The sequence below is a fragment of the Streptomyces sp. NPDC093795 genome (genome assembly GCF_044764665.1).
Classification (GTDB): domain Bacteria; phylum Actinomycetota; class Actinomycetes; order Streptomycetales; family Streptomycetaceae; genus Streptomyces.
On record NZ_JBIWIO010000007.1, the window covers coordinates 378,595 to 404,720 of the forward strand.

At 72.5% G+C, this 26,126-nt stretch carries 24 protein-coding genes; 9 read left to right on the forward strand and 15 right to left on the reverse strand.

Annotated features, from left to right (window positions below):
- Positions 1-591 precede the first annotated feature (591 nt).
- The 4 genes from ACIRB7_RS21395 to ACIRB7_RS21410 all read left to right on the forward strand — a co-directional run bounded on the left by ACIRB7_RS21395 (position 592) and on the right by ACIRB7_RS21410 (position 4,481).
- Positions 592-1,422 (forward strand): glycosyltransferase family 2 protein, encoded by an 831-nt coding sequence (locus ACIRB7_RS21395; RefSeq protein WP_403600811.1) that lies wholly within the window; start codon positions 592-594, stop codon positions 1,420-1,422.
- Positions 1,419-2,498 carry a glycosyltransferase family 2 protein gene (locus ACIRB7_RS21400; protein WP_403600814.1) on the forward strand — a complete coding sequence of 360 codons (1,080 nt, stop codon included), beginning with the start codon at positions 1,419-1,421 and terminating at the stop codon, positions 2,496-2,498. The genes ACIRB7_RS21395 and ACIRB7_RS21400 overlap by 4 nt, the downstream gene beginning before the upstream one ends.
- Complete coding sequence (locus tag ACIRB7_RS21405) at positions 2,495-3,289, forward strand: polysaccharide deacetylase family protein (RefSeq protein WP_403600817.1); 795 nt, start codon at positions 2,495-2,497, stop codon at positions 3,287-3,289. Before ACIRB7_RS21400 ends, ACIRB7_RS21405 begins: the two co-directional genes overlap by 4 nt.
- Before the next feature lie 73 nt (positions 3,290-3,362).
- Entirely contained in the window at positions 3,363-4,481 is a 1,119-nt protein-coding gene (locus tag ACIRB7_RS21410; protein WP_403601054.1) for a DUF5925 domain-containing protein, read from the forward strand.
- An 18-nt stretch (positions 4,482-4,499) separates the two neighbouring features.
- On the opposite strand, the gene ACIRB7_RS21415 is transcribed toward ACIRB7_RS21410, so the two are convergent.
- On the reverse strand, positions 4,500-4,874 hold the full coding sequence (locus tag ACIRB7_RS21415) for a GntR family transcriptional regulator (protein WP_403600820.1): 375 nt from the start codon (positions 4,872-4,874) through the stop codon (positions 4,500-4,502).
- A 74-nt stretch (positions 4,875-4,948) separates the two neighbouring features.
- Here ACIRB7_RS21415 and ACIRB7_RS21420 point away from each other — a divergent pair, with 74 nt between their 5' ends.
- Both ACIRB7_RS21420 and ACIRB7_RS21425 read left to right on the forward strand, forming a co-directional pair.
- Positions 4,949-5,872, forward strand: coding sequence for a GNAT family N-acetyltransferase (locus tag ACIRB7_RS21420; RefSeq protein ID WP_403600822.1), 924 nt, complete (start codon positions 4,949-4,951; stop codon positions 5,870-5,872).
- A complete protein-coding gene (locus tag ACIRB7_RS21425) occupies positions 5,853-6,332 on the forward strand; it encodes a DUF402 domain-containing protein (protein ID WP_403600825.1) in 480 nt (159 codons plus the stop codon). The genes ACIRB7_RS21420 and ACIRB7_RS21425 overlap by 20 nt, the downstream gene beginning before the upstream one ends.
- A 55-nt stretch (positions 6,333-6,387) precedes the next feature.
- Here the strand turns inward: ACIRB7_RS21425 and ACIRB7_RS21430 are convergent, their stop codons facing one another.
- The 5 genes from ACIRB7_RS21430 to ACIRB7_RS21450 form a co-directional block, all read right to left on the reverse strand.
- Positions 6,388-6,798 carry a DUF6299 family protein gene (locus ACIRB7_RS21430; RefSeq protein ID WP_403600828.1) on the reverse strand — a complete coding sequence of 137 codons (411 nt, stop codon included), beginning with the start codon at positions 6,796-6,798 and terminating at the stop codon, positions 6,388-6,390.
- 76 nt (positions 6,799-6,874) lie between these two features.
- Positions 6,875-7,339 (reverse strand): GNAT family N-acetyltransferase, encoded by a 465-nt coding sequence (locus ACIRB7_RS21435; RefSeq protein WP_403600831.1) that lies wholly within the window; start codon positions 7,337-7,339, stop codon positions 6,875-6,877.
- Entirely contained in the window at positions 7,336-8,832 is a 1,497-nt protein-coding gene (locus ACIRB7_RS21440) for a tripartite tricarboxylate transporter permease (protein WP_403600833.1), read from the reverse strand. Before ACIRB7_RS21440 ends, ACIRB7_RS21435 begins: the two co-directional genes overlap by 4 nt.
- 3 nt (positions 8,833-8,835) lie before the next feature.
- A complete protein-coding gene (locus tag ACIRB7_RS21445) occupies positions 8,836-9,384 on the reverse strand; it encodes a tripartite tricarboxylate transporter TctB family protein (RefSeq protein WP_403600836.1) in 549 nt (182 codons plus the stop codon).
- Positions 9,381-10,364, reverse strand: a complete 984-nt coding sequence (locus ACIRB7_RS21450) for a Bug family tripartite tricarboxylate transporter substrate binding protein (protein ID WP_403600839.1) — start codon at positions 10,362-10,364, stop codon at positions 9,381-9,383. Before ACIRB7_RS21450 ends, ACIRB7_RS21445 begins: the two co-directional genes overlap by 4 nt.
- Positions 10,365-10,499: 135 nt before the next feature.
- On the opposite strand from ACIRB7_RS21450, the gene ACIRB7_RS21455 reads away from it, so the two are divergent.
- Together ACIRB7_RS21455 and ACIRB7_RS21460 are read left to right on the forward strand one after the other, a co-directional pair.
- Positions 10,500-11,168, forward strand: coding sequence for a response regulator (locus ACIRB7_RS21455; protein ID WP_403600842.1), 669 nt, complete (start codon positions 10,500-10,502; stop codon positions 11,166-11,168).
- A 193-nt stretch (positions 11,169-11,361) separates the two neighbouring features.
- A complete protein-coding gene (locus tag ACIRB7_RS21460; protein ID WP_403600845.1) occupies positions 11,362-12,393 on the forward strand; it encodes a lytic polysaccharide monooxygenase in 1,032 nt (343 codons plus the stop codon).
- A gap of 63 nt (positions 12,394-12,456) precedes the next feature.
- Here the strand turns inward: ACIRB7_RS21460 and ACIRB7_RS21465 are convergent, their stop codons facing one another.
- The 4 genes from ACIRB7_RS21465 to ACIRB7_RS21480 all read right to left on the reverse strand — a co-directional run bounded on the left by ACIRB7_RS21465 (position 12,457) and on the right by ACIRB7_RS21480 (position 19,524).
- Positions 12,457-13,788, reverse strand: a complete 1,332-nt coding sequence (locus tag ACIRB7_RS21465) for a hypothetical protein (RefSeq protein ID WP_403600848.1) — start codon at positions 13,786-13,788, stop codon at positions 12,457-12,459.
- A gap of 153 nt (positions 13,789-13,941) precedes the next feature.
- Positions 13,942-14,820: an esterase/lipase family protein gene (locus ACIRB7_RS21470; RefSeq protein WP_403600851.1), complete on the reverse strand. Its 879-nt coding sequence runs from the start codon at positions 14,818-14,820 to the stop codon at positions 13,942-13,944.
- A gap of 166 nt (positions 14,821-14,986) precedes the next feature.
- Positions 14,987-15,946 carry a hypothetical protein gene (locus ACIRB7_RS21475; RefSeq protein WP_403601057.1) on the reverse strand — a complete coding sequence of 320 codons (960 nt, stop codon included), beginning with the start codon at positions 15,944-15,946 and terminating at the stop codon, positions 14,987-14,989.
- Entirely contained in the window at positions 15,943-19,524 is a 3,582-nt protein-coding gene (locus tag ACIRB7_RS21480) for a DNA polymerase III subunit alpha (RefSeq protein ID WP_403600853.1), read from the reverse strand. Before ACIRB7_RS21480 ends, ACIRB7_RS21475 begins: the two co-directional genes overlap by 4 nt.
- A gap of 169 nt (positions 19,525-19,693) precedes the next feature.
- On the opposite strand from ACIRB7_RS21480, the gene ACIRB7_RS21485 reads away from it, so the two are divergent.
- On the forward strand, positions 19,694-20,734 hold the full coding sequence (locus ACIRB7_RS21485) for a DUF3533 domain-containing protein (RefSeq protein WP_403600856.1): 1,041 nt from the start codon (positions 19,694-19,696) through the stop codon (positions 20,732-20,734).
- Between the two features lie 92 nt (positions 20,735-20,826).
- On the opposite strand, the gene ACIRB7_RS21490 is transcribed toward ACIRB7_RS21485, so the two are convergent.
- The 5 genes from ACIRB7_RS21490 to ACIRB7_RS21510 all read right to left on the reverse strand — a co-directional run bounded on the left by ACIRB7_RS21490 (position 20,827) and on the right by ACIRB7_RS21510 (position 26,093).
- Positions 20,827-21,693: a S1 family peptidase gene (locus tag ACIRB7_RS21490; RefSeq protein WP_403600859.1), complete on the reverse strand. Its 867-nt coding sequence runs from the start codon at positions 21,691-21,693 to the stop codon at positions 20,827-20,829.
- Positions 21,694-21,893: 200 nt separating this feature from the next.
- Positions 21,894-22,682 (reverse strand): DUF1684 domain-containing protein, encoded by a 789-nt coding sequence (locus ACIRB7_RS21495; protein ID WP_403600862.1) that lies wholly within the window; start codon positions 22,680-22,682, stop codon positions 21,894-21,896.
- Positions 22,679-23,968: an NtaA/DmoA family FMN-dependent monooxygenase gene (locus ACIRB7_RS21500; protein WP_403601060.1), complete on the reverse strand. Its 1,290-nt coding sequence runs from the start codon at positions 23,966-23,968 to the stop codon at positions 22,679-22,681. The genes ACIRB7_RS21495 and ACIRB7_RS21500 overlap by 4 nt, the downstream gene beginning before the upstream one ends.
- A gap of 23 nt (positions 23,969-23,991) precedes the next feature.
- Positions 23,992-25,077, reverse strand: a complete 1,086-nt coding sequence (locus tag ACIRB7_RS21505; RefSeq protein ID WP_403600865.1) for an LLM class flavin-dependent oxidoreductase — start codon at positions 25,075-25,077, stop codon at positions 23,992-23,994.
- 32 nt (positions 25,078-25,109) lie between these two features.
- Positions 25,110-26,093 carry an ABC transporter substrate-binding protein gene (locus ACIRB7_RS21510; RefSeq protein WP_403600867.1) on the reverse strand — a complete coding sequence of 328 codons (984 nt, stop codon included), beginning with the start codon at positions 26,091-26,093 and terminating at the stop codon, positions 25,110-25,112.
- Positions 26,094-26,126: the final 33 nt, after the last annotated feature.

Here is a 26,126-nt window from a genome sequence, read left to right on the forward strand (position 1 = left end):
GGATCCGCCGCGCCGGAAGTGTTCATGTCAAAACTGGGAGTGAACGCTCTCCGATCCTCCGTCAGCGACAGTCGAGATTCGGCCAGGACGGGAACCGGAGGCTCCGGTCCCGCCGGACGATCGAACGGGATCGCGACACATTCACACAACAATGCACAGAAGTGTGATCCTGTCTCACCGTCCCCCACCTGCAAACGGATTGATCGAATCCGATCGGGACGGTTGCACATCTGACCGGCGATGCTTCGCCAAACCACGGAAAAACGGGCCACAGATCCGGGACTTGCCATACAGTCCCATTCATCAATACCGTCGTACATCTCACCCGCACCGGTCCATCATGCAAAGCGGCTCAGGGGAGGGCTCTAGCGTCGCGATGGATCCGGGGTGGGGCGCGGTAGGGGGGTGCCGTGCTCGGTGTTCGAACGTGCGCCGAGCCGCGGGTACCGCGCGGCCAGACATGCCAACTCATCGATCCCGCAAGGAGATCGTTTCCGTGTGGGCGAGGTGAGAACCCCCCTTTCGAACCGGACACACCATCGGACCGCCCAAGGGGTGGGCGGCCCACCGGACGAGAGGGAAACCAGACCCATGAGCTCGTTCCTGCGCCCATCCGCCACGGGCCCCGAATTGACCGAGCCGAGTCGAATAGCCGCCCAGTACCGGGCCATCACCTCGCATTTGGCGATCACCCCGCCGGTGAGCGTCGTCATTCCCGCGATGAACGAAGCCGAAAATCTTCCGTACGTCTTCAAGACGCTGCCGGAATGGATTCACGAAGTCGTCCTCGTCGACGGAAATTCCACCGACAACACGGTGGACGTCGCCCGTGAACTCTGGCCGGACGTCAAAGTCGTCAAGCAGGCCGGCAAGGGCAAGGGCGACGCGCTGATCAGCGGCTTCGCCGCCTGCACCGGCGACATCATCGTCATGGTCGACGCGGACGGCTCGGCCGACGGCCAGGAGATCGTCTCCTACGTCTCCGCCCTCGTCGGCGGCGCCGACTTCGCCAAGGGCTCCCGTTTCGCCAACGGCGGCGGCACGGACGACATGACGACCATTCGCAGACTCGGCAACTGGGCCCTCTGCAGCCTCGTCAACCGCAAGTTCGGCGCCCGGTACACCGACCTCTGCTACGGCTACAACGCCTTCTGGCGCCACTGCCTCGACAAGATCACGCTCGACTGCACCGGATTCGAGATAGAGACCCTGATCAACATCCGGGTCGTCACGGCCGGTCTCAAGGTGCAGGAGGTGCCGAGCCACGAATACAACCGCATTCACGGCGTCAGCAACCTCAACGCCGTGCGCGACGGCATCCGCGTCCTGAAGGTCATCCTCAAGGAGAAGGCCGTCAGCAAGGCGGCCCGCCGCCGGCCCGCCCCGTTCTCGGTCAACATCCCCCGGGGAGAGGTCTCTTGAGCGACCGCACGTCCCCGTACGGCTTCTCGGTGGTGATCTGCGTCTACACGGAGGAGCGGTGGGAGGACATCCTCGCCGCCGTCGACTCCGTACGGAAGCAGTCACTGCCGCCGCTGGAGACGCTGCTCGTGGTCGACCACAACGAGCGGCTCCTCTCCCGGCTCACCGAGGAGTACGCGGACCAGCGGCTCCACGAGGAGGTGCGGGTGCTCGCCAACGCGGGCCCCCGCGGCCTCTCCGCCGGCCGCAACACCGGGATCGGCGCCGCCAGGGGCGAGTTCGTGGCCTTCCTCGACGACGACGCGGTCGCGGAGCGGGACTGGCTCCACCACTTCGCCGCCGCCTACGACGACCCGCGCGTCATGGCCGTCGGTGGCCGGACCCTGCCCGCCTGGGCGTCCGGCCGCCGCCCGGCCTGGTTCCCGGAGGAGTTCGACTGGGTCGTCGGCTGTACGTACCGGGGCCTGCCCCCGGGCCGGGTCCCCGTGCGCAACGTGCTCGGGGGCAACGCCTCCTTCCGCCGTACGGCCTTCGACGCGTCGGGCGGCTTCGCCACCGGCATCGGACGGGACGGCGACCGGCGGCCCCTCGGCGGCGAGGAGACCGAGCTGTGCATCCGGCTCGCCAAGGCACTGCCCGGGGCGATCCTCCTCATCGACGACCGTGCCGTCATCCACCACAAGGTGCCCGCCGTCCGCGAGCGCTTCGGCTACTTCCGTACCCGCGTCTACGCCGAGGGGCTCTCCAAGGCGCTCGTCGCGCGGAGCGTCGGCGCGCAGAAGGGCCTGGAGTCCGAACGGCGTTACTCGACACGGGTGTTGCCCTCGGGTGTCCTGCGCGGACTCCGTGACGCGCTGTACGGCCGCCCCGGCGGCGCGGGCCGGGCCGGCGCGATCGTGACCGGCGTGACCGTCGCGGCCGGCGGCTACGCGCTCGGCTCGCTCCGCGCCCGGCGGAGCGGCACGACCTTCTCGTGGGGACCGATCGAACGGGCCGGAGCGGGAGCCCGGGGAGGGGCCCGGGCGGAGGCTCCCGGAGCCGCGCGGCCAGTGGCCTCCGAAGGGGCGGCCTCGTGAACGACACCGCCGCCGTGCCGGTCCTCATGTACCACGCCGTCGACCCGGATCCCGCCCCCGCGACGCTGGGGCTCTCCGTCACCCCCGAGGCGTTCGCGGCGCAGATGGAGGTGGTCGCCGAGCGGGGGTTCACGCCGCTGACCACCGCCGGGCTCGCCGCCGCCTGGCGCACCGGCGGTCCGCTGCCCGCCCGGCCGCTGCTCGTCACCTTCGACGACGGGTACGAGGGCGTGCACCGGTACGCGCTGCCGGTGCTCGCCAAGCACTCCTTCACCAGCACGGTCTTCGTCTCCACCGGCTGGCTGCCCGGTCGGCACACGACGGGCGGCGCCCTCGACACCATGCTCGACTGGGCGCAGGTCCGTGAACTGGCCGACGCGGGAACGGAGATCGGCGGACACAGCCACACCCATCCGCAGCTCGACCAGCTCGACGCGCGGCGGCTCCGGTTCGAGACGCTGCGCTGCCGGGAGATCCTCGGCGAGGAGCTCGGTTCCGCCCCGGTCTCCTTCGCCTACCCGTACGGGTACTCCAGCCGCCGGGTCCGCCGTACGGTCCGGGAGGCCGGCTTCACGCAGGCGCTCGCCGTCGGCAACGCGCTGGCCAGGCGCCGCCAGGGGCCGTACGCCATCGAGCGGGTCACCGTGCGCCGGTCGACGGACGTCGAGGAGTTCACCCGGCTCGTCGAGGGCCGGGCGATCGCGCGGAACTTCGCCGCGGACCGGGTCATGACGAAGGGGTACGCGCTCGCGCGGCGCGCCCGGGGGGCCGTGCGGGGCCACTGGATCTGACGTGGCGCGGGCCCGGCGGCCGGGGGTGCGTCCCGTTCAAAACACCGTGCGCGCCATGCCCGGTTGCCGGATCATGGGCGCCATGGCTGACACCCCACCGGTACCGTCCGAGCCGCAGCGGTCGCTGCCGATCCGGCTGAACCTCGACGACAGCGACTCGCCCTCGGACGTCGTCGACGCGCTGTTCCTCGGCCGCTTCGCGACCGGGGAGCAGCCCCACTCCCACAGCACCACCCTGGACCGGGTCAGGCCCGAGGCGACGCTCCTCCCGACGGGGGCCACGGTGCTGCGGGCAGCGAAGGACGACGACCGCAGCGCGCTGCTCGCCGAGGGCGAGGGCTGGACGCTGCTCGTGTCCCGCTGGAACCGGGGGGCGGACGTCACCGTCACGGCCGCCGACGCCGACCTCGCCGAGCGCGTCCTGAAGGAGGCGACCGACGGGGCGAGGGACGAGCCGGAGCCGCAGCCGGAGAACGTGACGATGGGGTTCTGGTACGTGTCGCCACGGCGCGGCCCGCACCGGACGACCCGGCAGATCAGCGCGGGGACGTGGGAGGAGGTCCGGCCCAACTACTCGGCGCCGGTGGCGGAGTCCATGGACCGGCTGATGAAGGTGACGCCCGACTCGATCGCCGGCCGGCTCCTGCTGCTGCACGGGCCGCCGGGCACGGGCAAGACGTCCGCGCTGCGGACGCTGGCCCGGTCCTGGCGCGACTGGTGCCAGGTGGACTGCGTCCTCGATCCGGAGCGGCTCTTCAACGACGTCGGCTATCTGATGGACATCGCCATCGGCGAGGACGAGGGCACGGCGAAGGGACGCTGGCGGCTGCTGCTCCTGGAGGACTGCGACGAGCTGATCAGGGGCGAGGCGAAGCACACGGCCGGTCAGGCCCTGTCGCGGCTGCTCAACCTGACGGACGGTCTGCTGGGCCAGGGACGCAACGTCCTGGTGGGGGTCACCACCAACGAGGACCTGGAGCGGCTGCACCCGGCCGTGGTCCGTCCGGGCCGCTGCCTGGCCCGTATCGAGGTGGGGCCGCTGACCCGCGCGGAGTCCGTTACCTGGCTCGGACGCGAGGAGGGCGTGCCGCGCGAGGGCGCGACGCTCGCGGAGCTGTTCGCCCTGCGCCGCGGCACGCCCCCGACGGAACTTCCCGAACCGCGCACGGCGGGGGCCGGCCTCTACCTGTAGGTCCTTCGTCTCCCGGTGTCAGCTGTCGTACGCGGCCCGCAGCGCCTCGCTCAGCGCCGCCTCCGCCGCCTCGCGGCTGAGGCCGAGGCGGCGGGCCTCCTCGGCGTACTGGGCGGCGGCGGTGGCGGCCCGGCGGGTCGCGGCGTCGCCCGCCGCGGCGACGAAGGTCCCGTGGCGGCCGCGCGTCTCGATCACCCCGTCGGCCTCCAGCGCCTTGTACGCCTTGGCGACCGTGTTCGCGGCGAGGCCCAGCTGCTCCGCGAGCCCTCGTACCGTCGGCAGCTTGTATCCGACCGGCAGTCCGCCCGACCGGGCCCGCTCCGAGATCTGGGCACGCAGCTGTTCGTAGGGAGCGGTGGTGGATTCGTGGTCCACAGCGATGGTGAGTGTCACGCCGCCGATTCTGCCCCCACCCCACCGGAAAAGGGGAGGCGGCGGTGCGCCCCCGGCCCGTAGCGTGCGGCCTCATGACAGTCATCGTGCGTGACGTACGGGCCGAGGACGCCGAGGGTTTCGCCCGGGTCCGGCGGGCAGCGCTCCCCTATATGCTCGCGACCGCCGAGCAGCTCGTGTTCGACTGGGCGCACGCCCATCCCGACAGCCACTACCGTCCGCTGGTCGCCGTGACCGAGGACGGCGGGATCATCGGGACCGCCCAGGTGGGGATCGCCCACGAGGCGGCGGAGCCGGGCATCGGCTTCGTCAACGTGTACGTGGACCCGGCGCACTCGGGGCGCGGGGCGGGGACGCTGCTGCTGCGGGCCGGCGAGGAGCACGTGGCCGAGCGCGGTGCGCGCTCCCTGTTCAGCTGGGTCCTGGACGAACCGGCGAACCGCGCCTGGGCCGAGCGGCGAGGCTACACGCCGAGCCGTTCCGCGCACTTCCTCCGCCTCGACCTGGCGGCGGCCGGGCTGCCGCCGCTCCAGGCGGCGCCGGCCGGGGTCGAGCTGCTCACGGCCGAGGACTTCGCGGCCGACCCGCGGCCGCTGTTCGAGCTGGACGCGGTGACGACGGCCGATGAGCCGAGCGATGTGGGGACGCAGTTGGACGACTACGCGCACTGGCGGACGACCACCTGGGAGCACCCTCTCTTCGACCGGGCGCTGACGACGGTGGCGGTGGTGGACGGGGTCCCGGCCGCGTTCAGCGCGGCGCTGACGGACGGTCTGGGCCGGTACTTCTCGGGGATGACCGGTACGGCCCCGGCGTTCCGCGGGCGGGGGCTCGCCAAACTCGCGAAGAACACGTCGCTGCACCGGGCCCGCGCGGCGGGCTGCACGGAGGCGTTCACGGGGAACGACGCCGCCAACGGGCCGATGCTGGCGATCAACGAGTGGTTCGGGTACGAGATCGGGGCGACGGAGGTACGGCATGTCCGGACGATCGGTTGAGGTCACCCTGACGAAGGCGGGGCGGACGAAGATCCGCTACCCGGCCGAGGTGCTCGCCGAGGTCGGCAGCCGGCTCTCGGTGCGTGCTCCGTGGGCGGCGGAGGGGGTACGGGACTTCGGCTTCGTGCGGTTCGAGCCGGGCGACGTCTTCGTGGAGCACTACTGGCGCGACCGCTGGTTCTCCGTCAAGGAGGTGTGGTCCGCCGACGGCGCCCTCAAGGGCTGGTACTGCGACATCACGCGGCCGGCCGTGATCGACGGCTCCGGGGTGGTGGTGGACGACCTTGACCTGGACCTGTGGGTGTCGGCGGACGGCAGCGAGGTGCTGCGGCTCGACGAGGACGAGTTCGCGGCGAGCGGGCTCGCCGCCTCCGACCCGGAGGCGGCGGCGCGTGCCGTCGTCGCCCTCGACGAGCTGGAGGCGCTCGGCCGTGAGGGCCTGATCGACCTGTTGGGCTAGGGAGGCACCGGCCTGCGCCGTCTGCCGACCCGAGGCCGCCTGCCACGCCGGACGGTCAGAGCAGTTCGACGGTCGACTCCTCGACGGCGAGGAAGTCGGGGGTCGGCAGGCCCGTCTTCCCGGCCGTGAGCTGCATGAGGGTGGCCTGTACCCGGGCCGTGCCCGGCCGGTAGGCGGGGTCCTTCACGACGGCGGTGTTGGTCCACTCGTGGAGGTGTCCGTCGCAGACGGCCCGGACGCCGCCGATCCCGGCCGAGTGGTCGCCCTGGACGAGGATGGAGCTGACGAAGACGGGGCCGGCGCTGTCGTCGAGGCAACGGTAGCTGCCGTAGAGGGTCACCGTGCTGTCCTCGCCGACGGTTCCGTAGGCGTGGACGGAGAGGTCCGCGGCCCCTTCCGCGTGGGCGAGGGGGGCGGCGGCGGAGGCCAGCAGGACGCCTGTGGCGAGGGCGAGTCGGACGCGCATGAGCGGGGTCCTTTCGGGGTGGGGGGATGGTGCTGCCCGCCAGGGATATCCGATCCGGCCGCCGCGTGTCCGAAACTCACCCCATCGGGGGCGAGTTGAGGCGCTTTCGGTAGTGGATACGATCGTACGGTCCTTCCGCACGACGCTCGACGACCTCGTAGCCGTACCGCTCGTACAGCTTCTGGTTCTCCCGCATCAGCGCGTTGGTCAACAGCCGCACCTCGGGCAGCCCGAGCTCGCGGGCGTACCGCTCGACCCAGGTGAGCAGCAGGCGGCCCAGGCCCGTGCCCTGGGCGTCGGGATGTACGGCGACCTCGTCGAGGTAGAGGTGATCGGCCTCGCGGATCACCACCACGAGGCCGGCCACCGGCTCGCCCGTCACGAAGACCCGCCCCGCGGCCACGTTCGCCGCGTGGTCGTACTCCATCGGGGCCGGTACGAGACCGATCCGTTCGATGTAGTGGTGGAAGGCCGCGTCGGTCACGGCCTTCACGGCGGGCACGTCCGCGGCGACCGCGGGACGGATCGAGGTGTCTGTCATACCGTCACATTACGGCGGCGGACGATCACCTTCCTCAACAGGGGCCAGGCCAGGAGCAGGACCACGACCGCGTACACGGTGACCGAGAACGGGGTGTTCACCAGGCCCGTCACCGAGCCGTCGCTGATCTGCAGGGCGCGGCGCAGCTGCTGCTCGGCGGCCGGGCCGAGGATGACCCCGATGACGGCGGGCAGCACGGGGAGCCCGTACCTGCGCATGCCGAGCCCGATCAGGCCGATGACGAGCAGGACGACCAGGTCGAGGGCCTCACCGCCGACCGCGTACGCGCCGACGGCGGCGAAGAACAGGATGCCGGCGTAGAGGTACGGGCGCGGGATGCGAAGCAGTTTGGCCCAGACGGGCGCGAGCGGCAGGTTGAGCGCGAGCAGCAGCACCATGCCGACGAACAGGGAGGCGATCAGGCCCCACACCAGGTCGGGCTCCCGCTCGAACAGCAGCGGGCCGGGCTGGATGCCGTACTGCTGGAACGCGGCCAGCATCACGGCGGCGACGGCGGTCGTGGGCAGTCCGAGGGTCAGCATGGAGACGAGCGTCCCCGCCGCCGAGGCCGAGGCGGCCGCCTCGGGTCCCGCGACGCCCTCGATGGCGCCCTTGCCGAACTGCTCCTTGTGCTTCGAGAGCCGCTTCTCCGTGACGTACGACAGGAAGGTCGGGATCTCCGCGCCGCCGGCCGGGATCGCCCCGAACGGGAAGCCGATGAACGGTCCGCGCAGCCAGGGCTTCCAGGTGCGCCGTACGTCGTCCTTGCCGAGCCAGGGGCGTCCGACCGGGATGGCCTCCCCCGCCGTGCGGCGCAGGTGGGCGGCGACCCACAGGGCCTCGCCGATGGCGAAGAGGCCGACCGCGACGATGACGACGTCGACGCCGTCGGCGAGCTGGAGGGAGCCGAAGGTGAGTCGCTGCTGCCCGGTCATCTGGTCGAGGCCGACCAGGCCGATCGTGAGGCCGATGAGGAGGGAGGCGAGACCGCGGATGCGGGAGGAGCCGAGGACCGAGGTCACCGCGATGAACGCGAGGACCATCAGGGCGAGGTAGTCGGGGGCGCCGATGTCGACGGCGAGCGCGGCGACCGTCGGGGCGAGGACGACGAGCAGGATCGTGCCGATCATGCCGCCGGCGAAGTGGCCGATGGCGGCGGCGGCGAGCGCCTGCGCGCCACGGCCCGCCTTGGCCATCGGGTTGCCCTCGATGGCGGCGACGACGGCCGCGCTCTCCCCGGGGGTGTTGAGGAGGATCGAGGTGGTGGAGCCGCCGAACATGGCGCCGTAGTAGATGCCGGCAAACATGATGAACGCGCCGGTCGGTTCCAGCCCGTACGTGACGGGGAGGAGCAGGGCCACGGCCATGGCGGGGCCGATGCCGGGCAGGACGCCGATGGCGGTGCCGAGGAGCACGCCGATCGCGGCCCACAGCAGGTTCATCGGGGTGAGGGCGGTCCCGAAGCCGTCGATGAGGGAGTTCAGGGAATCCATGGGTCAGATCACTCCCATCAGCGGGCCGCCGGGCAGCGGGACGCCGAGCAGCTTGTCGAAGACGACGTAGGTCAGGAGCGAGAGCGCGGCCGCGATGAGCGGGTCGCGGTGGACGTGGCGGCTGCCGAGGGCGTAGGCCGCGCCCCAGAAGAGGAGCGCTCCGGCGACGGGGAAGCCGACGGGACCGATGAGGACGGCGAAGGCGAGGAACACACCGGCGAGGAGCAGGACCGTCCGCCAGTCGGCGGGTTCGGTCAGGTCGACGTCCTCGCCTGCCTCGGCCTCGCCGCGGCCGCCGCGCAGCACGTCGACGGAGAGGAGCACGGCGACGACGAGCAGGCCGCAGCCGACGACGAGGGGGACGGTGGCGGGGCCGACCGGGCCGCGGCCGGCGAGGTCGGCGTCGAGGGTGAGGGCGTCGGTGAGGACGAGGACGCCGAGGAGGAAGAGGAGGGCGCCGACACCGAACTCGGAGCGCTCGCGGAGCCAGGCCTTCAGGGGCGTCCTCGGGGACGTCTGCGGGGTCGGGGTCGGCTTCTGGGGCGTCTTCACAGGCCGAGCTCCTTGAGGACGGAGGCGACGCGGCGGTCCTGCTCGGTGAGGAAGGCGCCGAACTCCTCGCCGGGCAGGAAGGCGTCGTCCCAGCCGTGGGTCTTCAGGGACGCGCGCCACTGCGGGGAGTCGTGCAGGGCGGTCACCAGGGTGACGAGCTTGTCGCGCTCGGCGTCGGAGAGACCGGGCGGGGCGACGATGCCGCGCCAGTTGGTGAACTCGGTGTCGAGGCCGGCCTCGCGGAGCGTGGGGGCGTCGAGTCCGGGGACCCGCTTCGGTCCTGTGACCGCGAGGAGGCGCAGCTCGCCCGCCTTGATCTGGTCGAGGTACTCGCCGACGCCGGAGACGCCGAAGGCGACCTTGTCGCCGAGGATGGAGGCGAGGAGCTCGCCGCCGCCGTCGAAGGGCACGTAGTTGACGTCCTTCGGTGCGATCCCGGCGGCCTGGGCCATCAGCATCGGGGCGAGGTGGTCGGGGCCGCCGGGCGAGGAGCCGCCGCCGACGGGCAGCTTGCCGGGGTTCTCCCTCCAGGCGGCGAGGAGCTCCTGGATGGTGGTGTACGGGGAGTTCTTGCCGACCACGACGATGTCCTGCTCCTCGGTGAGCCGGGCGATCGGGGTGGTGTCGGCGAGGGTGATCGGGGTCTCGTTGGTGTGGACGGCGCCGACGACACCGAGGCCCATGGACATGGCGAGGCGGCCGTTGCCGCGTTCGCCGACGAGCCGGGTGAGGCCGACGGTGCCGCCCGCTCCGGGCAGGTTGAAGACCTCGATGTCGCCGGTGAGGTCCGCCTCCTCGGCGTTCTTGGCCGCGGTGCGGGCGGTGATGTCGTATCCGCCGCCCGGAGTGTTGGGGACCATGAAGCGCAGTCCGGGTATCCGCGTGCCGGTGTCGGTGCCGCTGCCCGGACTGAGCAGCGGCGGACCCACCAGGACGAGCAGCGCGGCCCCGAGGAGGGCGAAGGGGGTGCGCAACCGCACGTGTGCCGCCTCTCGATTCGAAGGGGTAGGGGGATGTGAGGTGGCCCACATGTTGCCTGCGCGTTAAGAAGCTGTCTCTCTTCCGCAATCAACGGACGTTGTGGTCGTTGTGGTCGGGACCTAGCGTGGGTCGGCGTGACGAGAGTGCTGGTGGTGGACGACGACTTCATGGTCGCCAAGCTGCACTGCCGCTATGTGTCGGCGGTGGCGGGCTTCTCGGTGTCCGGGGTCGCGCACAGCGGCGCGGAGGCACTGCGCGCGGCCGAGCGGCTGCGGCCCGATCTGGTACTGCTCGACGTCTTCCTGCCCGACATGGACGGGGTCCAGGTGCTGCGGGAGATGCGCGCGGCGGGCCTGGGCATGGACGCGCTCTTCATCACGGCGGCGCGGGACGTGGACACGATCCGGTCGGCGCTGCGGGCGGGGGCGTTGCACTATCTGATCAAGCCGTTCAGCCAGGCGGCGCTGCACGAGCAACTCCGCCATGTCGCCTCGCTGCGCAGCCGCCTCGACGAGCTCGAGGAGGCCCGCCAGGAGGACGTCGACCAGATCTTCGGCACCCGCCCCCGCGGCTCCCGGGAACTCCCGAAGGGCCTGGCCGCCCACACGGCCGACCTGGTCGACTCGGTCCTCCGCGCCCACCCGGCGGGCCTCTCGGCCACGGAGTGCGCGGAGGCGGGCTCGCTGTCCCGCGTGAGCGCCCGCCGCTACCTGGAGTACTTCGCGGAGACGGGCCGCGCGGAGATCACCCTGCGCTACGGAGGCACGGGGCGCCCGGAACGGCGCTACCGGCGGCTCGGCTGACGGTCCTCAGGACGTCCCTCAGAACATTCCCCGAGACGCTCCCCAGGGCGTTCCTCAGGGGCCTCTTACCTCCGCCTTAAAGCGGTCCTAAGAATCGTCTTCTCCCCTTCTCCAGCGGCTTTTTCGCGGGTGGCGGCGGCTAGCTTCCTTGGCAACCCCCCACGCCTCACCCTCGTGAAGGAGCTGTCCCCCCATGACCTCTCGTCGTTTCTCCGCGGCCGTCACCGCCGGCACCGTGCTGGTCCTGTCCGGGCTCGCCGCCGGGTCCGCGTCCGCGCACGGGTCGATGACCGATCCGGTGAGCCGGGTCTCGACCTGTTACGCGGAGGGGCCCGAGTCCCCGAGGTCGGCGGCCTGCAAGGCCGCGGTGGCGGCGAGCGGGGCGCAGGCGTTCTACGACTGGAACGCGGTGAACATCGCGAACGCCGCCGGGAAGCACCGCGAGCTGATCCCGGACGGCAAGCTGTGCAACGCGGGCAACGACAAGTACCGGGGGCTCGACCTGGCGCGGGCCGACTGGCCGGCGAGCAGCATGAAGTCCGGGGCGCACACCTTCCGGTACAAGGGGACCGCGCCGCACCGGGGCTCGTTCGAGCTGTACGTGACGAAGGACGGCTACGACCCGTCGAAGCCGCTGACGTGGTCGGACCTGGAGGAGAAGCCGTTCGCCACGGTGACCGACCCCCGGATGGAGAGCGGCGACTACGTCTTCGAGGGCACGGTGCCGAACAGGTCCGGCCGGCACCTGATCTACTCGATCTGGCAGCGCTCCGACTCCCCCGAGGCGTTCTACACCTGCTCGGACGTGGTGTTCGGGCAGGACAGCGGCGGTACGGCTCCGGCGCCGACCGCCTCCGCCCCGAGCGACGAGCAGATCGAGGAGGGCCAGGACGAGTCCTCCGTCGAGCACGGCGGGCACGGGGACGGCGACCCGGCCACGGGCGCGGAGGAGACGGCGGCGGCCCCGGCTGCGGGCGGCTCTGCCACGCAGGCTCCCGTACAGGAACCCACGTCCGCGCAGGAGCCCGCCGAGGAGCCCACCGAGGGGCCCTCGCAGGAGTCGTCGCCCAACGCGCCCGCTCCCGCCGCCGGTTCCGGTTCCGGTGAGCGGCTGGCCGAGACCGGTGGCGACGCCGCCACCCCGTACCTCGCGATCGGCGGCGCCGCCGTGCTCGCGACCGGCGCGGCCGTCCTCTTCGGCGCGACCCGGCGTCGGCGGGCCTAGGACGCGCGTCCGCCCGGGCGGCGCGAGGCTGCCCGGGCGGAGATGGCGTGCGGGGGTCGGCCCTCAGGTGCTGTCCGCCGCGCCGGCCATCCTCGTGTGACGGACCACCGCCGTGCCGGTCAGGAGGACGACGGCCACGGCACTCAGCAGCGCCAGGGCCTTGGCCCAGGCGAAGGTGGTGCCGAGGCTGCTGCTCAGCAGGTCGACGGTGCGGGCGCTCGCGACTCCGTGGAGTGCGATGACGACGATGGCGAGGCCCGCGACGGCGGCCCAGACGAGCAGGGTGTCCCGTGCGGCGAGCCACACCGCGGCCACCAGGCAGAGCACGGTGACGACCACGGACACGGTCTCCGCGTCCCCGCCCGAGCGCAGACCCGCGAGGTCCGTCGGCAGGTGGAGGAGGCCGCAGACGAACAGCGCGACGGCTGTCGGCCAGCGCAGCGCCGACCGCAGCGCCGGGGAGCTGCTGTGGCTGCCGGGCCCCGTGGCGAGGCCGCCGTCCAGCGTCGACTTCGGCCGCTCGGCGGCGCCCCGGCCGCGCTTCGGGACGGTGGCGGCCGCGGCCGCGTTTCCGGCGTCCTGGCCGGGTGCGGGCTTCCGCTCGCCGGCGGGCTGCCAGTCGCTGCTGTCGGTCCCGAGGATGCCGACGAGCCGCACCACGTCCTCGATCGGCCGGCCCACCGCCGCGGCGCGCAGCGTGGTCTCGGCCTGGTGGAGGTCGTACCCCGAGGCGTTCAGGAGCGCGAGCAGCTGTCGTACCTCGTCCAGGGGGCGGGTGACGGCGGCCGCGCGGAGCGCCACGTCGGCGGGGCTGGACACGGCGCCGGTCTCCTGGAGTCGTGCGACCAGTGCGGCGACCTCGGCCACCGGGCGCTCGGTCGCGGCCGTCCGCAGGAGCGTGTGGACCGCCTCGTCACCGTTCTCGTCCTGGGCCTGGGGCTCCTCGACCGGAGGCTCCCCCTTGAGCTGGGGCTCCATGACCGGAGGCGCCTCCTTGGCCGGAGACTCCTCCTTGGCCGGAGAGTCCTCCCTGGCCGGAGCGTCCATGACCGGAGGCTCCACCTTGACCGGAGACTCCGCCTTGACCGGAGACTCCACCTTGACCGGGTACTCCACCCTGGCCGGATACTCCACCTTGACCGGAGCGTCCATGACCGGAGGCTCCACCTTGGCCGGGGGCTCCTCCCTGACCGGAAGCGCCTCCTTGGCCGGGGTCGCCGTCAGGACCGGGACCGCCGGCACGACGGGGGGCAGCGTCGGCCGGGCGGGGATGGGCGGCGCCCCGGGTGCCGGGGGTGGGGAGACAGCCGAGTGGAGGGTCGGACCTCGGGCGGGCCCCGCGGTCGGTTCTATCTCGTCTTCCGCCGGACGGGTGGGGGGAAGGTCGGTGGTCATGTCACAGGCTCCATTCGTGAACATTCCGTACGCGTTCACCGTGGCTGTCTCGTGATGCGCCAGAAACGCACGCTTGAGCACGATTAGCCCCCATCCTGTGACACTGCGCCATCAGGGCGCGGCTTCCTTACGCCGACGGAGCGAACACGGCTGCTAGCCGATCACCGAGAGGCAGGTGGTCGGGGTCGCGTGGGCCGGATCGAGGGCGTTGGCGACCTCGTGGAAGGTGACCCGGTCCACCGTGCCGATCGCCACGTGCTCGGACAGGTCGAGCGCGCACTTGTCCTGGATGAGGACGTTCGTGACGTTGGGACCTGACAGGAACTGCGAGCGGTACGGGGTGACGACCTCGTCGTACCGGGTCGCGATGACGTGGTAACGGACGCCCGCGACGGTGTCGCCGCCCTCGTTGAGCTTGGTGATGAAGGGCGAGCCGGCGATCTGGTCGGCGAGGCCCGGGGTGGTGGCGCTGATCAGGTCCTCGGCGCCGGGGAAGTGCGGGAGCAACTTGGTGAGTCCGAGGAGGGTGGTGCCGTGGTTGTCGGGGGCGATGCCGACGAGCGCGTTCACCTTCTCGGCCCCGCCGAGGAACTTGAGGTACCAGCGGGGCATCATGCCGCCCTGCGAGTGTCCGACGAGGTCCGCCTCGGGGGCGCCGGTGGCGGCGAGGACCCGGTCGACGTAGGTGTCGAGCTGCTCGGCCGACTTCGCGATGGGGCCGAGGCCGTGGAAGAACGGCACGTCGGGCAGCTGGCCGTAGTCGAGCGAGAAGACGCAGTAGCCGCGGTTGACCAGGTACGGCGCGAGGACGAGCCAGTTGTCGACGGAGTTCCCGAAGGTGCCGTGGACGAGGACGACGGGGCGCGGGTGAGCGGCGGAGGGCTTGCAGGAGAAGTCGTTCCAGCCCCGGCTTGTGGTGGCGGTCTCGGCCTGGGCCGAGGCGGCGGTGGTCGGGGCGAGCGTGGCGGCGGCGGTGAGGAGCAGGACCGACAGCGCTCTGACGGCGTGCTTCCAGGGGTTCCGGGGCAGCATCGGGCGATCTCCTTGCGGCTCAAGGGAGAGGTGGGGTGTGACGCCCTGCGGTCCGGACCACAAGTGGGGATGCGCTTCAGCCAAGCTACGCACGAGTAGTCATGGCTGGGAAGTTACGCGTCGGTAAAAAGTGATACGTCATCAAGAAGGCCTAGCGACAAGGCTGTTAGGCCGCGAGCGAGCCCGGGAGGATCGCTCGCGGACCGAACCTCGCCCGTGCCCGGTCGGCCACCGCCTCGATCCGCCGGGCCTTCTCGTCCGCCGGGTCCAGGGACAGCTGGTGCGCGGCCCCCTCGGCGCCCGCCAGGCCCTCGGCGCGCAGGGCGATGCCCCGTACCCGGGCCCGCTGGAGGCCGAAGGAGTCGTGGACGGCGTACGCGAGGGTGGTGAGCGCGGCGGAGTGGGCGGTGGGTTCGGGCAGGGTACGGCTCCGGGTGGTCGTGGTCCGGTCCGCGTACCGCACGGTGACGGCGAGCCCGCGGCACACCTGCCCCTCCGTCCGCAGCCGGGCGCCCAATTCCTCGGCGAGCGAGAGGAGGGCCCTGCGCTGTTCCGTCCGGTCGGTCTCGTCGCGCGGGAAAGCGCGTTCGGCCGCGACCGACCGTGAGGCGGCGTGCGGGACGACGGGGGTGCGGTCGATGCCCTGGGCCCGTTCCCACACCTCGCGGCCGGCCTTCGCGCCGATGAGTCGCTGGAGCACGGCGAGCGGCGCGTCCGCGACGCGTCCCGCGGAGTCGAGTCCGTAGCCGCAGAGGGTACGCGCGGTGGTCCGGCCGACGCCGTCGAGCGCGACAACCGGGCGGTCGCGCAGGAAGGCCGCGGGGTCGTCGACGACGAGCGTCGCGCCTGGCCGGGCCTCGCGGGCGGCCATCCGGGCCAGCATCGGGTTGGGCCCGGCGCCGATGACGCAGTCGACGCCGTACAGGGCGAGCGCCCTGACCCGGATCACGGAGGCGAGCTCGGCCGGGGTCCGGTCGAAGTAGCGCAGTGCGCCGCGCACGTCGGCGAGCGCCTCGCCGGGTGGTGCGGCCTCGACGGTCGGGGTGAACTCGCCCAGGAGGTCGCAGAGTTGGGGGAAGAGAACTTCCCACATCGGTTCGAGCCGGAACCGTACACAGAGGATCATCCCGCGCTCCCCGGACTGCTGTGCCACAGCTTCCTTCCGCTCGGGGCCCCTTCGCCCGCCGGCTTGAGGTCGGCCCAGGGGTTCAGCTCGTAGCCGGTGGGCAGGGTGATGCGGCGGCCGGAGTCGCCGTTTCCGCCGGAAGGACCGGGTTCGGCGAGGCGTGCCCCGACCGCGTCCAGACCGCCGGACGCCCGCAGTTCGACCAGTTCGGCGAGGTTCCAGGCGGCGGCCCCGACCACGCTGACGCTGCGCGGGCCGCGCCGCTGCACCACGCCCCGGACGAGAAGCAGCCAGGAGTGGAAGACGGTGTGGGCGCAGCGCTCGTGGGCGTCGTCGAAGAAGGCGAGGTCGACCAGTCCTGTGCCGTCGTCGAGGGTGGTGAAGATGACCCGTTTGCCGGAGCGGATCGGCGGGGTCTGGGTGGCGGCCTTGGCGCCCGCGACGAGGACGGTCCGGCCGTGCGGGGTCTCACGGAGGCGCTGGGCGGAGACGACGCCGAGCTCTTCGAGGAAGGCGTGGTGGTCGCCCATGAGGTGGCGGGAGGCGTCCATGCCGAGGATGCCGAGTTCGGCGCTGAGGCGTTCCGTCTCGTCGAGGTCGGGCAGGCCGACGGGGGCGGTCCTGCCGCCCTGGGCGAGCGGGAGCTGTCCGCCGTGGGAGGCGGCTCCCCGGTGGACGCGCCGGAGTTCGGTGAGGTGGAGGAGGAGGTCGCGGCGGTTGGCGCCGAAGGCGTCCAACGCACCGACCTGGGCGAGCCGTTCGGCGACGGGGGTGCGGGGGCGGGCGCGTTCCCAGAAGTCGAGGAGGGAGGCGTAGGGCTGTCCGGCCTCGATGCGGGCGCTCTCGGTCCCGCCGATGCCGTGGACGTCGCCGAGGCCGAGCCGGAGTCCCCACACCGGAGGAGAATCAGACACCAGTTCGATACGGTGAGCGACCGCCGACCGGTTCACGTCGAGCGGCAGCACCGGCACCCCGCGCCGCCGCGCGTCCGCGAGCAGCAGCCGCTTGGGGTACATGCCGGGGTCGTGGGTGAGCAGCCCGGCGTAGAAGGCGGCCGGGTGGTGCGCCTTGAGCCAGGCCGACTGGTACGTCGGCACGGCGAAGGCCACCGCGTGCGCCTTGCAGAAGCCGTACGACCCGAAGGCCTCCACGATCTCCCAGGTCCGGGCGACGACCTCGTCCGCGTATCCGCGCGCCGAGGCCTGCCGGGCGAACCAGAGCCTGATCCGGCCCTGCGACTCGGGGTCGGAGAGTCCGCGCCGGATCTGGTCGGCCTCGTCACGGCGGCAGCCGGTCATGATCCGTACGATCTCGATGATCTGCTCGTGGAAGACGACCACGCCGTACGTCTCCTTCAGGGTCTCCTCCAGGTCGGGGTGCGGGTAGCGGACGGGGGCGCGGCCGTGCCGGGCCTCGATGAAGGGGCGGACCATGTCGGCGGCGACCGGCCCGGGCCGGAAGAGCGAGATGTCGACGACGAGGTCGTGGAAGGTGGCGGGCTGGAGCCGGCCGACCAGGTCGCGCTGGCCCGGCGACTCGATCTGGAAGCAGCCGAGGGTCTCGGTGGAGCGGATGAGCCGGTACGTCTCGGGGTCGCCCTCCGGGATCGCGTCGATGTCCGGGCGGGCGCCCGTGGCCCGCTCGACCTCGGTGACGGCATGGGCCATCGCGGACTGCATCCGCACCCCGAGGACGTCCAGCTTGAGCAGCCCGAGGTCCTCCACGTCCTCCTTGTCGAACTGGGACATGGGAAACCCCTCGCCACTGGTGGGCACCACGGGGGTACGGGTGAGCAGCGAGGCGTCGGAGAGCAGTACCCCGCAGGGGTGCATGGCGGTGCCGCGCGGCAGCGCGTCGAGCGCCTCGACCAGCTCCCAGAGCTTCCCGTACTTCTCCTTCTCCCCCGCGAGTTCGCGCAGCTCGGGCAGTTCGTCGAGGGCGGCGAGCGCGTCCCGGGCGCGGATGTGCGGGAAGGCCTTGGCGATCCGGTCGATCTCGGCCGGGTCCATGGAGAGGGCCGCGCCCACGTCCCGTACCGCGTGGCGGACCCGGTAGGTCTCGGGCATGGCGACGGTGGCGACGCGCGCGGTGCCGAAGCGGTCGATGATCGCCCGGTAGACCTCCAGGCGGCGGGCGGACTCCACGTCGATGTCGATGTCGGGCAGGGCGGTGCGGCGCTTGGAGAGGAAGCGTTCCATCAGCAGGCCGTGCTCGACCGGGTCGGCGTGGGCGATGCCGAGGAGGTGGTTGACGAGGGAGCCGGCGCCGGAGCCGCGGGCGGCGACCCGAATGCCCATGTCCCGGACGTCGTCGACGACCTGAGCGACCGTCAGGAAGTAGGTGGCGAAGTGGTGGTGGGCGATGACGTCCAGCTCGCGATGCATCCGGTCCCAGTAGTCGCGCCGCTTCTCGTACCCCTTCAGGACCATGCCGGCGGCGGCCCGGGAGGTGAGGACGCGCTGGGCGGTGCGGTGCTCGGCGCCGACGAGGTGCGGTTCGGGGAAGTGGGCGGAGCCCATGCCGAGGTCGTCCTCGGGGTCGACCTGGCAGGCGGCGGCGACCGTCGCGGTCTGTTCGAGGAGCCGGTGGGCGGTGTCCCGGCGGAAGCCCGCGGCCTCGACGATCCGCTCGGCGGCGGCCAGCATGCCGTCCGGGCCTTCGAGGCCCTTGAGCCAGGCCTCGCCGCTGTCGAGCTCCTTGCGGGGGTCGATCGGGACCAGGCGGCGGGCGGAGTCGAGGACGTCGGCGACCTGTCCCTGGCCGGCGTCGGCGTAGCGGACGGCGTTGCCGATGACGGGCCGGACGCCCTGCTCGGCGGCGAAGCCGACGGTACGGGCGGCGAGGCGCAGGGAGCCGGGCCCGGCGCCGGCGCGGCCGTGGTCGACGGCCATGAGCCGCAGCGCGTCGCCGCACCGCTCGCGCCAGGGGGCGAGCAGCCGGGCGGCCCGGTCGGGGCGTCCTGCGGCGAGGGCCCGGCCGACGTCGGACGTGGGGCCGAGCAGGACGAACACGTCGTCGTCGCGCAGGGCGGACCAGGGCAGCAGGGGCTGCTCCCCGTCTCCGGCGTGGGCGGCGGTGACCATCGCGCAGAGGGAGGCCCAGCCGGTACGGGAGCGGGCGAGGAAGAGGGCGCGGGGCGCGGACTCGTCGACGAAGGCCCCGCCCCGGACGGGCACCCGCCGGGCGGAGGCGGAGGCGGAATCGGCCGCGGATCTGGAGGCGGCTGCGAATCCGGAGGCGGCTGCGGATCTGGAGGTGGCCGCGGACCCGGTGGCGGCCGCGGATCCAGAGGCGGCTGCGGATCCGGGGACACCCGGGACGCCGGGGACACCCGGAACACCGGGGGTCCCGGGGATTCCGGCCGTCTCGTACGCCAGGTCCACGCCGAACAGAGGGCGGACGCCCTCCTTCGCGCAGGCCTTGGCGAAGCGGATCGTGCCCGCGAGGGTGTCGCGGTCGGTCAGGGCGAGCGCGTCCATGCCGCGCTCGGCGGCGCGGGCGGCGAGCCGCTGGGGGTGCGAGGCGCCGTATCGCAGGGAGTAGCCCGACGCGGTGTGCAGGTGCGTGAATCCCGGCATGGCGCACCTCCCGCACTCCCGCATCGATTCGTACGTATGTTCCCACCCCTTGTTCTTCACCTTAACCCATTTCGAACGTCTGTACGATAAGCCGTGCGGGACCACCTCCCGTCAGCCATTCGGGCGTATCCCACCTGCGGAAACATCCCCTCCCCCGGAGCGTGAGGGCATGAGCCTCGTCGACGAACTGAAAAGCGCCGTCACGCCCCGAGCCGCCCTCCTGGTCGTCGGTGTCCTCGCCCTCCAGCTCCTGTTCATCACCTCGTACGTCGGGGCGCTGCACCACCCGAAGCCGAGGGACGTGCCCTTCGGCGTCGTCGCGCCGCAACAGGTCTCCGCCCAGCTCCTCGGGCAGCTGGAGAAGCTCCCCGGCGACCCGCTCGACCCCCGCACGGTCGCCGACGAGGCCGAGGCGCGGAAGCAGATCCTGAACCGGGACCTCGACGGCGCCCTGATCGTCGACCCCGGCGGCCGCACCGACACCCTGCTCGTCGCCTCCGGCGGCGGCACCGTGCTCTCCTCGGCCCTGGAGACGATCTTCACTAAGGTGGAGGGGGCCAAGCAGCGGACCGTGCGGACGGTCGACGTGGCCCCTGCATCGCCGGGCGACTTCGACGGCCTCTCCGCCTTCTACCTCGTCGTCGGCTGGTGCGTCGGCGGCTACATCTGCGCCGCGATCCTGGCGATCAGCGCGGGCTCCCGGCCCGCGAACCGCGAGCGCGCGATCATCCGCCTCGGCGTCCTCGCGCTCTACTCGGTCATCGGCGGCCTCGGCGGCGCGGTCATCGTCGGCCCGATCCTGAACGCCCTGCCCGGCAGCGTCGCCGCCCTGTGGGGGCTCGGCGCCCTGGTCGTCTTCGCCGTCGGCGCCGCCACCCTCGCCCTCCAGTCGGTCTTCGGGATCGTCGGCATCGGCCTGGCGATCCTGCTCATCGTGATCGCGGGCAACCCCAGCGCGGGCGGCGCCTTCCCCCTGCCCATGCTGCCGCCGTTCTGGAACGCGATCGGCCCCGCCCTGCCGCCGGGCGCGGGCACCTGGGCGGCGCGCTCGATCGCGTACTTCAAGGGCAACGACATGACCGGCTCGATGCTGGTCCTCTCGGCCTGGGCGGTCGTCGGCGCGGCGGTCACCCTGGTGATGTCCTCGCTGAGGCGCGGGCCCGAACGGGCGGAACCGATCGCCGGGGAGGTGGGCGGGGTCCGCGCGTAGGACACAGGGAGACGCGCAGCACACGGAGAAGGCCCCCGTCACGGCGGGGGCCTTCGGCGGATCCGGCCTACGCGCTTCCTCCCGCGTGCCGTCTAGTAGAGGCTGACCCTGTACTTGGCGAGGGCCTCCGGCACCGGCTGGTAGAAGGTCGTGCCGCCGGTGGAGCAGTTGCCGCTGCCGCCCGAGGTGATGCCGAGGGCCTTGGTGCCGTCGTAGAGCGCGCCGCCGGAGTCGCCCGGTTCGGCGCAGACATTGGTCTGGATCATGCCCCGGACGGTGCCGCCGCCGGAGTAGTGGACGGTGGCGTCGAGGCCGGTGACGGTGCCGCCGCGGGTGCCGGTGGTGGAGCCGGAGCGCTTGACCGGCTCCCCCACGTAGGCGTTGGCCGCGGTGAAGCCGCCGGGGTGGGTCAGCGAGGCGTTGTCGTAGCGGACGAGCGCGTAGTCGTTGCCGGGGAAGCTGGACCCGGTGGTGGCGCCGATCAGGGTGGACTGCGCCGAGTTGGCGTACCAGGTGTTCACGACGTTGCCGCAGTGGCCGGCGGTGAGGAAGTAGTACGTGCTGCCGCTGCGCACGTTGAAGCCGAGCGAACAGCGGTAGCCGTTGCCGTAGATGGCGTCGCCCGCGCCGAGCAGGGGCTTGAAGACGCCGGGGGTGCGCTGGACGCGGAGGGCCCCGGCGTCGGCGCCGGCCGCCTCGCGGATCTTCGCGATCCCCGCGTCGGTGACGGTCGCGTCGGCGGTGACGACGACCCGGCCGGCCGCTCTGTCCACGTACCAGGCGGTGCCACCGACCCCCGCGGCGTCGACGGCGGCGTCGGCGCGGGCGAGCTGGGCGGCTCCGGCCGGGCCGGGGACGGGGGCGGCCTGGGCGCCGGGGAGTCCGACGGCCGTCACGGCCGCGACACCGGCGACGAGGGCGAGCAGACGGGTGCGGGTGTTCCTCACTGTGCTCCTCACAGTTCTCCTTCTGGGAAAAGCGGAGGGGCCCGTGGATGGCGGGCCCGCGAGGCGCTATCAGGTGACGTGTTCCTGACATGCACCGTCAGCGATAGTGGACCTCCCTGAGCGGACGCACAAGACCGCCGAACGGACGGATGCCCCCGCCGCCTTGGCCAGGGGCATCCGTCATCCGCACCCTCTCCCCGTCGAAGCCCTGGTCAGGAGGGGTTCAGTCGCCGCTCCCCCGCCGGGACGGCGGTGTCGAGCGTGTTCCCGGGCGGCGGGAAGGGGCAGATGAAGTGGTCGGCGAAGGCGCACGGCGGGAGCAGCGCGCGGTTGAAGTCCACCGTCACCGAACCGTCCGCCGCCGGGGCCGCCGGGCGCAGGAAACGGAAGCGGTAGCTGTCCCGGCCGCTGGTCGCGTCCGCGAAGACCGCCCACAGGGAACCGTCGTCCTCGACGGCCACCTGGAGGGTGTGCTCGCCGCCGTGCAGGTCGAAGACCAGCTCACCGGTGAGCCCGAGACCGCGCTCCCTGCCGTCGGCGTTCTCGACCCGTACGCTGCGGGTCTCCCCGTACGGGCGGAAGACGCCGGGCACCACCCAGCGCTCGTCGTACGCGGTGGCCTCGATGCCCCGGAAGGCGCGGCGCGCCTCCGAGCCGGGGTCGAAGTCCCGTACGGCCCAAAGGCCTTCGCGCCGCAGCACCACGAGCCGCCGGCCGGCCGACCCGACCCGGGACTCGTGGATCGGGCCGTGGTCGGCGGTGAGCCGGACCGTGCCGGTGAAGGGCTTGCCGTCGAGGGTGAGGGCGTCCTCGGCCCCCGCCGACAGGAGCACCTCGTCGCCGTCCTCCCGCCACTCACCGGGAACGGCCGGAAGTCGCCCCTCCGGGAAGTCCGCGAGCCAGTGGGTGCCCGAGAGGGAGAGCGGGCCGTACGAGGAGGAGACCGCGGCCTCGCGCTGTGCGTGCCAGTGCTGCCAGTCCTGCTGGGGATCCGTGCTCATGGTGTTCCACCTTTCCATACGGGTTCGGGAAGCCCGAGGTGCGCCCGGAGCGTCGTGCCGGAGTACTCCGTACGGAACACTCCGCGCTCCTGGAGCAGCGGGACGACCCGGTCGACGAAGTCGTCGAGGCCGCCGGGGGTGAGGTGGGGGACGAGGATGAAGCCGTCGGCGGCGTCCTTGGCGACGAACTCCTCCAGGGCCGCCGCCACCGTCGCAGGACTGCCGACGAAGGACTGGCGGGCGGAGGATTCGACGACCGTCTGACGGATCGAAAGCCCCTTCGCCTCGGAGAGCGCCCGCCACTTCTCGGCCACCGCCAGCGGGTCGGCGACCCGCACCCGGCCTTGCACGAGCGTCGAATCGGGGTCGGGGTCGATGTCCGGGAGCGGCCCGTCGGGGTCGTGGCCGGACAGGTCGCGGCCCCAGATCTGCTCCAGGGCGAGGATCGCGTTCTGCGGGGAGACCTGCTGGTGGCGGATCTCGGCGGCCCGCTCCCGCGCCTCGGCGTCGGTGTCCCCGAGGACGTACGTCACCCCCGGCATGATCTTCAGGTCGCCCGGGTCCCTCCCGTACCGGGCGAGCCGCCCCTTGACGTCGGCGTAGAACTCCCGGCCGGCCTCCAGGGTGGAGTGCCGGGTGAAGATCACATCGGCGGCCGACGCGGCGAACTCCCGCCCCTCGGCGGAGTCTCCCGCCTGGATGACGACCGGATGTCCCTGCGGGGAGCGCGGGACGGTGAACTCGCCCTCGATCCCGAACTGCGGCCCGCTGTGGGCGAAGGGCCGCGGGGTGCCGTCCGGGGTCCAGGAGTCCCACAGCTCCCGGGCGGTGGCGAGGAACTCCGCGGCCCTGCTGTACCGGTCGGCCCGGTCGAGGTAGCCGCCGCGCCGGAAGTTCTCGCCGGTGAAGGCGTCCGACGAGGTGACGACGTTCCAGGCGGCCCGGCCCGCGCTGAGGTGGTCGAGCGAGGCGAACCGCCGGGCCAGTTCGTACGGCTCGTTGAAGGTGGCGTTGACCGTGGCGGCCAGGCCGAGCCGGTCGGTGACGGCGGCCAGCGCGCCCAGGACGGTGATCGACTCGGGCCTGCCGACGACGTCGAGGTCGTGGATGCGGCCGTTGTGCTCGCGCAGCCGCAGCCCCTCGGCCAGGAAGAAGAAGTCGAAGAGGCCGCGCTCCGCGGTCCTCGCGAGGTGCTCGAACGAGGAGAAGTCGATCTGTGATCCGGAGCGCGGATCGGCCCAGACGGTGGTGGAGTTGACGCCGGGGAAGTGTGCGGCGAGATGGATCCGCTTCCGGCCCTCGGGGATGCTCACGCGCCTGCTCCCGTCGTCGCGTACTGGCTGGCGGGGCGGGTGAGCCCCAGGTGGTCGCGGAGGGTGGCGCCCTCGTAGGCGGTACGGAAGAGACCCCGGTCCCTGAGCCGGGTCACGGTGTCGGCGGTGAACCGCGCCAGGTCCCGTTCGGGCACGGCCGGTACGAGGTGGAAGCCGTCGACCGCGCCGCCGCCGTGCCAGCCGGCGATCAGTTCGGCGAGCGCCGCCGGCCCGCCCTCGTACGTGTCGAGGTCGACGGTCGCCGAGAGCAGGACGCGCAGCTGCCCGGGGTCCCGGCCGTGGGCGCGGGCTCCCCGCCGCAGTTCGGCGCGGAGCGCCGCGGCCTCCTCGGCGGACGACGCCCGGACCAGCGCCACGTCGGCGTGGTGGGCGGCGGTGCCCCGGGCGGCGGGGCGGGTGGCGTCGACGACGGTCACCGGGTTGCCCTGCGGGGGCCGGGGCACGATCGAGGGGCCCTTGACCGAGAAGGTCGCGCCCTGGAAGTTCACGTGGTGCAGCTTGCGGCGGTCGACGAACCGTCCGGTCGCCACGTCACGTATCTCGGCGTCGTCCTCCCAGCTGTCCCACAGTTGGCGGGAGACCTCGGCGACCTCGCCCGCCTCCTGCCAGAGCGCGGCCGTGGGAGGGGCTTCGCGGCGGCCGAAGAGCCGGGCCTCGGCCCCGGTCGGGGAGACCGCGATCCGCCAGCCCGCCCGGCCCCGGCTGACCCAGTCGAGGGTGGCGACGGCGGCCTGGACGTGGAAGGGCTCGGTGTGGGTGGTGGTCACGGTCGGGACGAGGCCGACGGAACGGGTCTCGGGCGCGACCCGGGCGAGGACGGCGAGCGCGTCGAGGCCGGGCCGGGCGAAGGAGTCGTCGTGGGTGAGGAAGTCGAGCGCGGCGGCCTCGGCGAGCCGGGCGAGCGCGACCGTACGCGCGGCGGCGGTCGAAGGGGCGATGCCCGGGGCGCCGGGGCCTGAGACGCCAAGGCCTGAGGCGCCGGGGCCCGGGGTGAGCTCGGCGGCGAGGTGGAGGGGACGGGTGCCGGTGCTGGTGCTGGTGCTGGTGCTGGTGCTGGTCATGCGGTCTCTCCCGGGACGGAGCGGAGGGGGCGTCAGTTCTCGGTGCGGGGAAGGCCCGGCGGGTTGATCTCCGACTTCTTCACGGCCTCGCCGTCCAGGCCCCACCGCTTGAGGACCTGGGCGTAGGTGCCGTTCTCGATGACGTGGTCGAGGGCGGCCGCGTAGGCGGCGACGAGACCGCTGTCCTTCTTCGTGGTGGCCGCGATCTTGCCCTGGAGTCCGGCGCCCGCCCCGGAGAACCTGCCGACGATCTCGGTCTGTCCGGCGGAGAGCACGTGGTAGGCGGCGACGGGGTTGGGGCCGAGGTAGCCGTCGATCCGGCCGGACTGGAGCGCCAGGTAGTAGTCCGAGGTGTTCTGGTAATACGTGATGTCGACCGGCTCGCGGCCGGCCTTCTCGTTCTGCGCGGACCAGTCGACGAGGATCTTCTCCTGGTTGGTGCCGGAGCCGACGGCGATCTTCTTCCCGGCCACGTCCTCGGGGCCCTTCACCTTCCAGCCGGAGCCCTTCTTCGCCTCGAAGGCGAGGTCGTCCAGGCGGTAGGTGGCGAAGTCGTACTTGTCCTTGCGCTCCTCGGTGACGGTGACGTTGGAGAAGACGGCGTCGTACTTGCCGCTGTCGAGGCCGACGAAGAGGTTCTCCCAGGAGACCGGGTGGAACTCGGGCTTCAGACCGAGGGCGTCGGCGACCAGGGTGGCGAGGTCGACCTCGACGCCGATCAGGGTCTTGTCGTCGGTGGCGTGGAAGACGAGCGGTGGATTGCCGGTCGCGGAGACGCCGAGGACGAGGCTGCCTCTCGCGCGGACGGCCTCGGGCAGCTGCGCGGCGAGGGCGTCGACCTTGGGGGTGTGGACGCGGTTCTGCTCCGGGCTCAGGTTGATGCCGGGGCCCTTCTGTCCCGCCGGCGTGAGCGTCTCGACGGCGGCGTCACCCGCGCCGCAGGCGGTGAGGACCCCGAGGGCGGTGAGCGAGGCGAGGGCGGTGAGGGCGGGACGGGCGGTACGACGGGTCTTCACGGCGATGCTCCTGGGAGAGAAGGGAAAAGAGCG

Bases quoted from the DNA above. Each gene is read 5' to 3' on its own strand.
- ACIRB7_RS21480 (WP_403600853.1), bottom strand. From the start codon at position 19,524: ATGCCGGGATTCACGCACCTGCACACCGCGTCGGGCTACTCCCTGCGA.
- ACIRB7_RS21430 (WP_403600828.1), bottom strand. From the start codon at position 6,798: ATGCGCGTCCGACTCGCCCTCGCCACAGGCGTCCTGCTGGCCTCCGCC.
- ACIRB7_RS21440 (WP_403600833.1), bottom strand. From the start codon at position 8,832: ATGGATTCCCTGAACTCCCTCATCGACGGCTTCGGGACCGCCCTCACC.
- ACIRB7_RS21475 (WP_403601057.1), bottom strand. From the start codon at position 15,946: ATGATCCTCTGTGTACGGTTCCGGCTCGAACCGATGTGGGAAGTTCTC.
- ACIRB7_RS21425 (WP_403600825.1), top strand. From the start codon at position 5,853: ATGTCCGGACGATCGGTTGAGGTCACCCTGACGAAGGCGGGGCGGACG.
- ACIRB7_RS21420 (WP_403600822.1), top strand. From the start codon at position 4,949: ATGACAGTCATCGTGCGTGACGTACGGGCCGAGGACGCCGAGGGTTTC.
- ACIRB7_RS21460 (WP_403600845.1), top strand. From the start codon at position 11,362: ATGACCTCTCGTCGTTTCTCCGCGGCCGTCACCGCCGGCACCGTGCTG.
- ACIRB7_RS21505 (WP_403600865.1), bottom strand. From the start codon at position 25,077: ATGACCAGCACCAGCACCAGCACCAGCACCAGCACCGGCACCCGTCCC.
- ACIRB7_RS21435 (WP_403600831.1), bottom strand. From the start codon at position 7,339: ATGACAGACACCTCGATCCGTCCCGCGGTCGCCGCGGACGTGCCCGCC.
- ACIRB7_RS21410 (WP_403601054.1), top strand. From the start codon at position 3,363: ATGGGCGCCATGGCTGACACCCCACCGGTACCGTCCGAGCCGCAGCGG.
- ACIRB7_RS21495 (WP_403600862.1), bottom strand. From the start codon at position 22,682: ATGAGCACGGATCCCCAGCAGGACTGGCAGCACTGGCACGCACAGCGC.
- ACIRB7_RS21485 (WP_403600856.1), top strand. From the start codon at position 19,694: ATGAGCCTCGTCGACGAACTGAAAAGCGCCGTCACGCCCCGAGCCGCC.
- ACIRB7_RS21470 (WP_403600851.1), bottom strand. From the start codon at position 14,820: ATGCTGCCCCGGAACCCCTGGAAGCACGCCGTCAGAGCGCTGTCGGTC.
- ACIRB7_RS21465 (WP_403600848.1), bottom strand. From the start codon at position 13,788: ATGACCACCGACCTTCCCCCCACCCGTCCGGCGGAAGACGAGATAGAA.
- ACIRB7_RS21395 (WP_403600811.1), top strand. From the start codon at position 592: ATGAGCTCGTTCCTGCGCCCATCCGCCACGGGCCCCGAATTGACCGAG.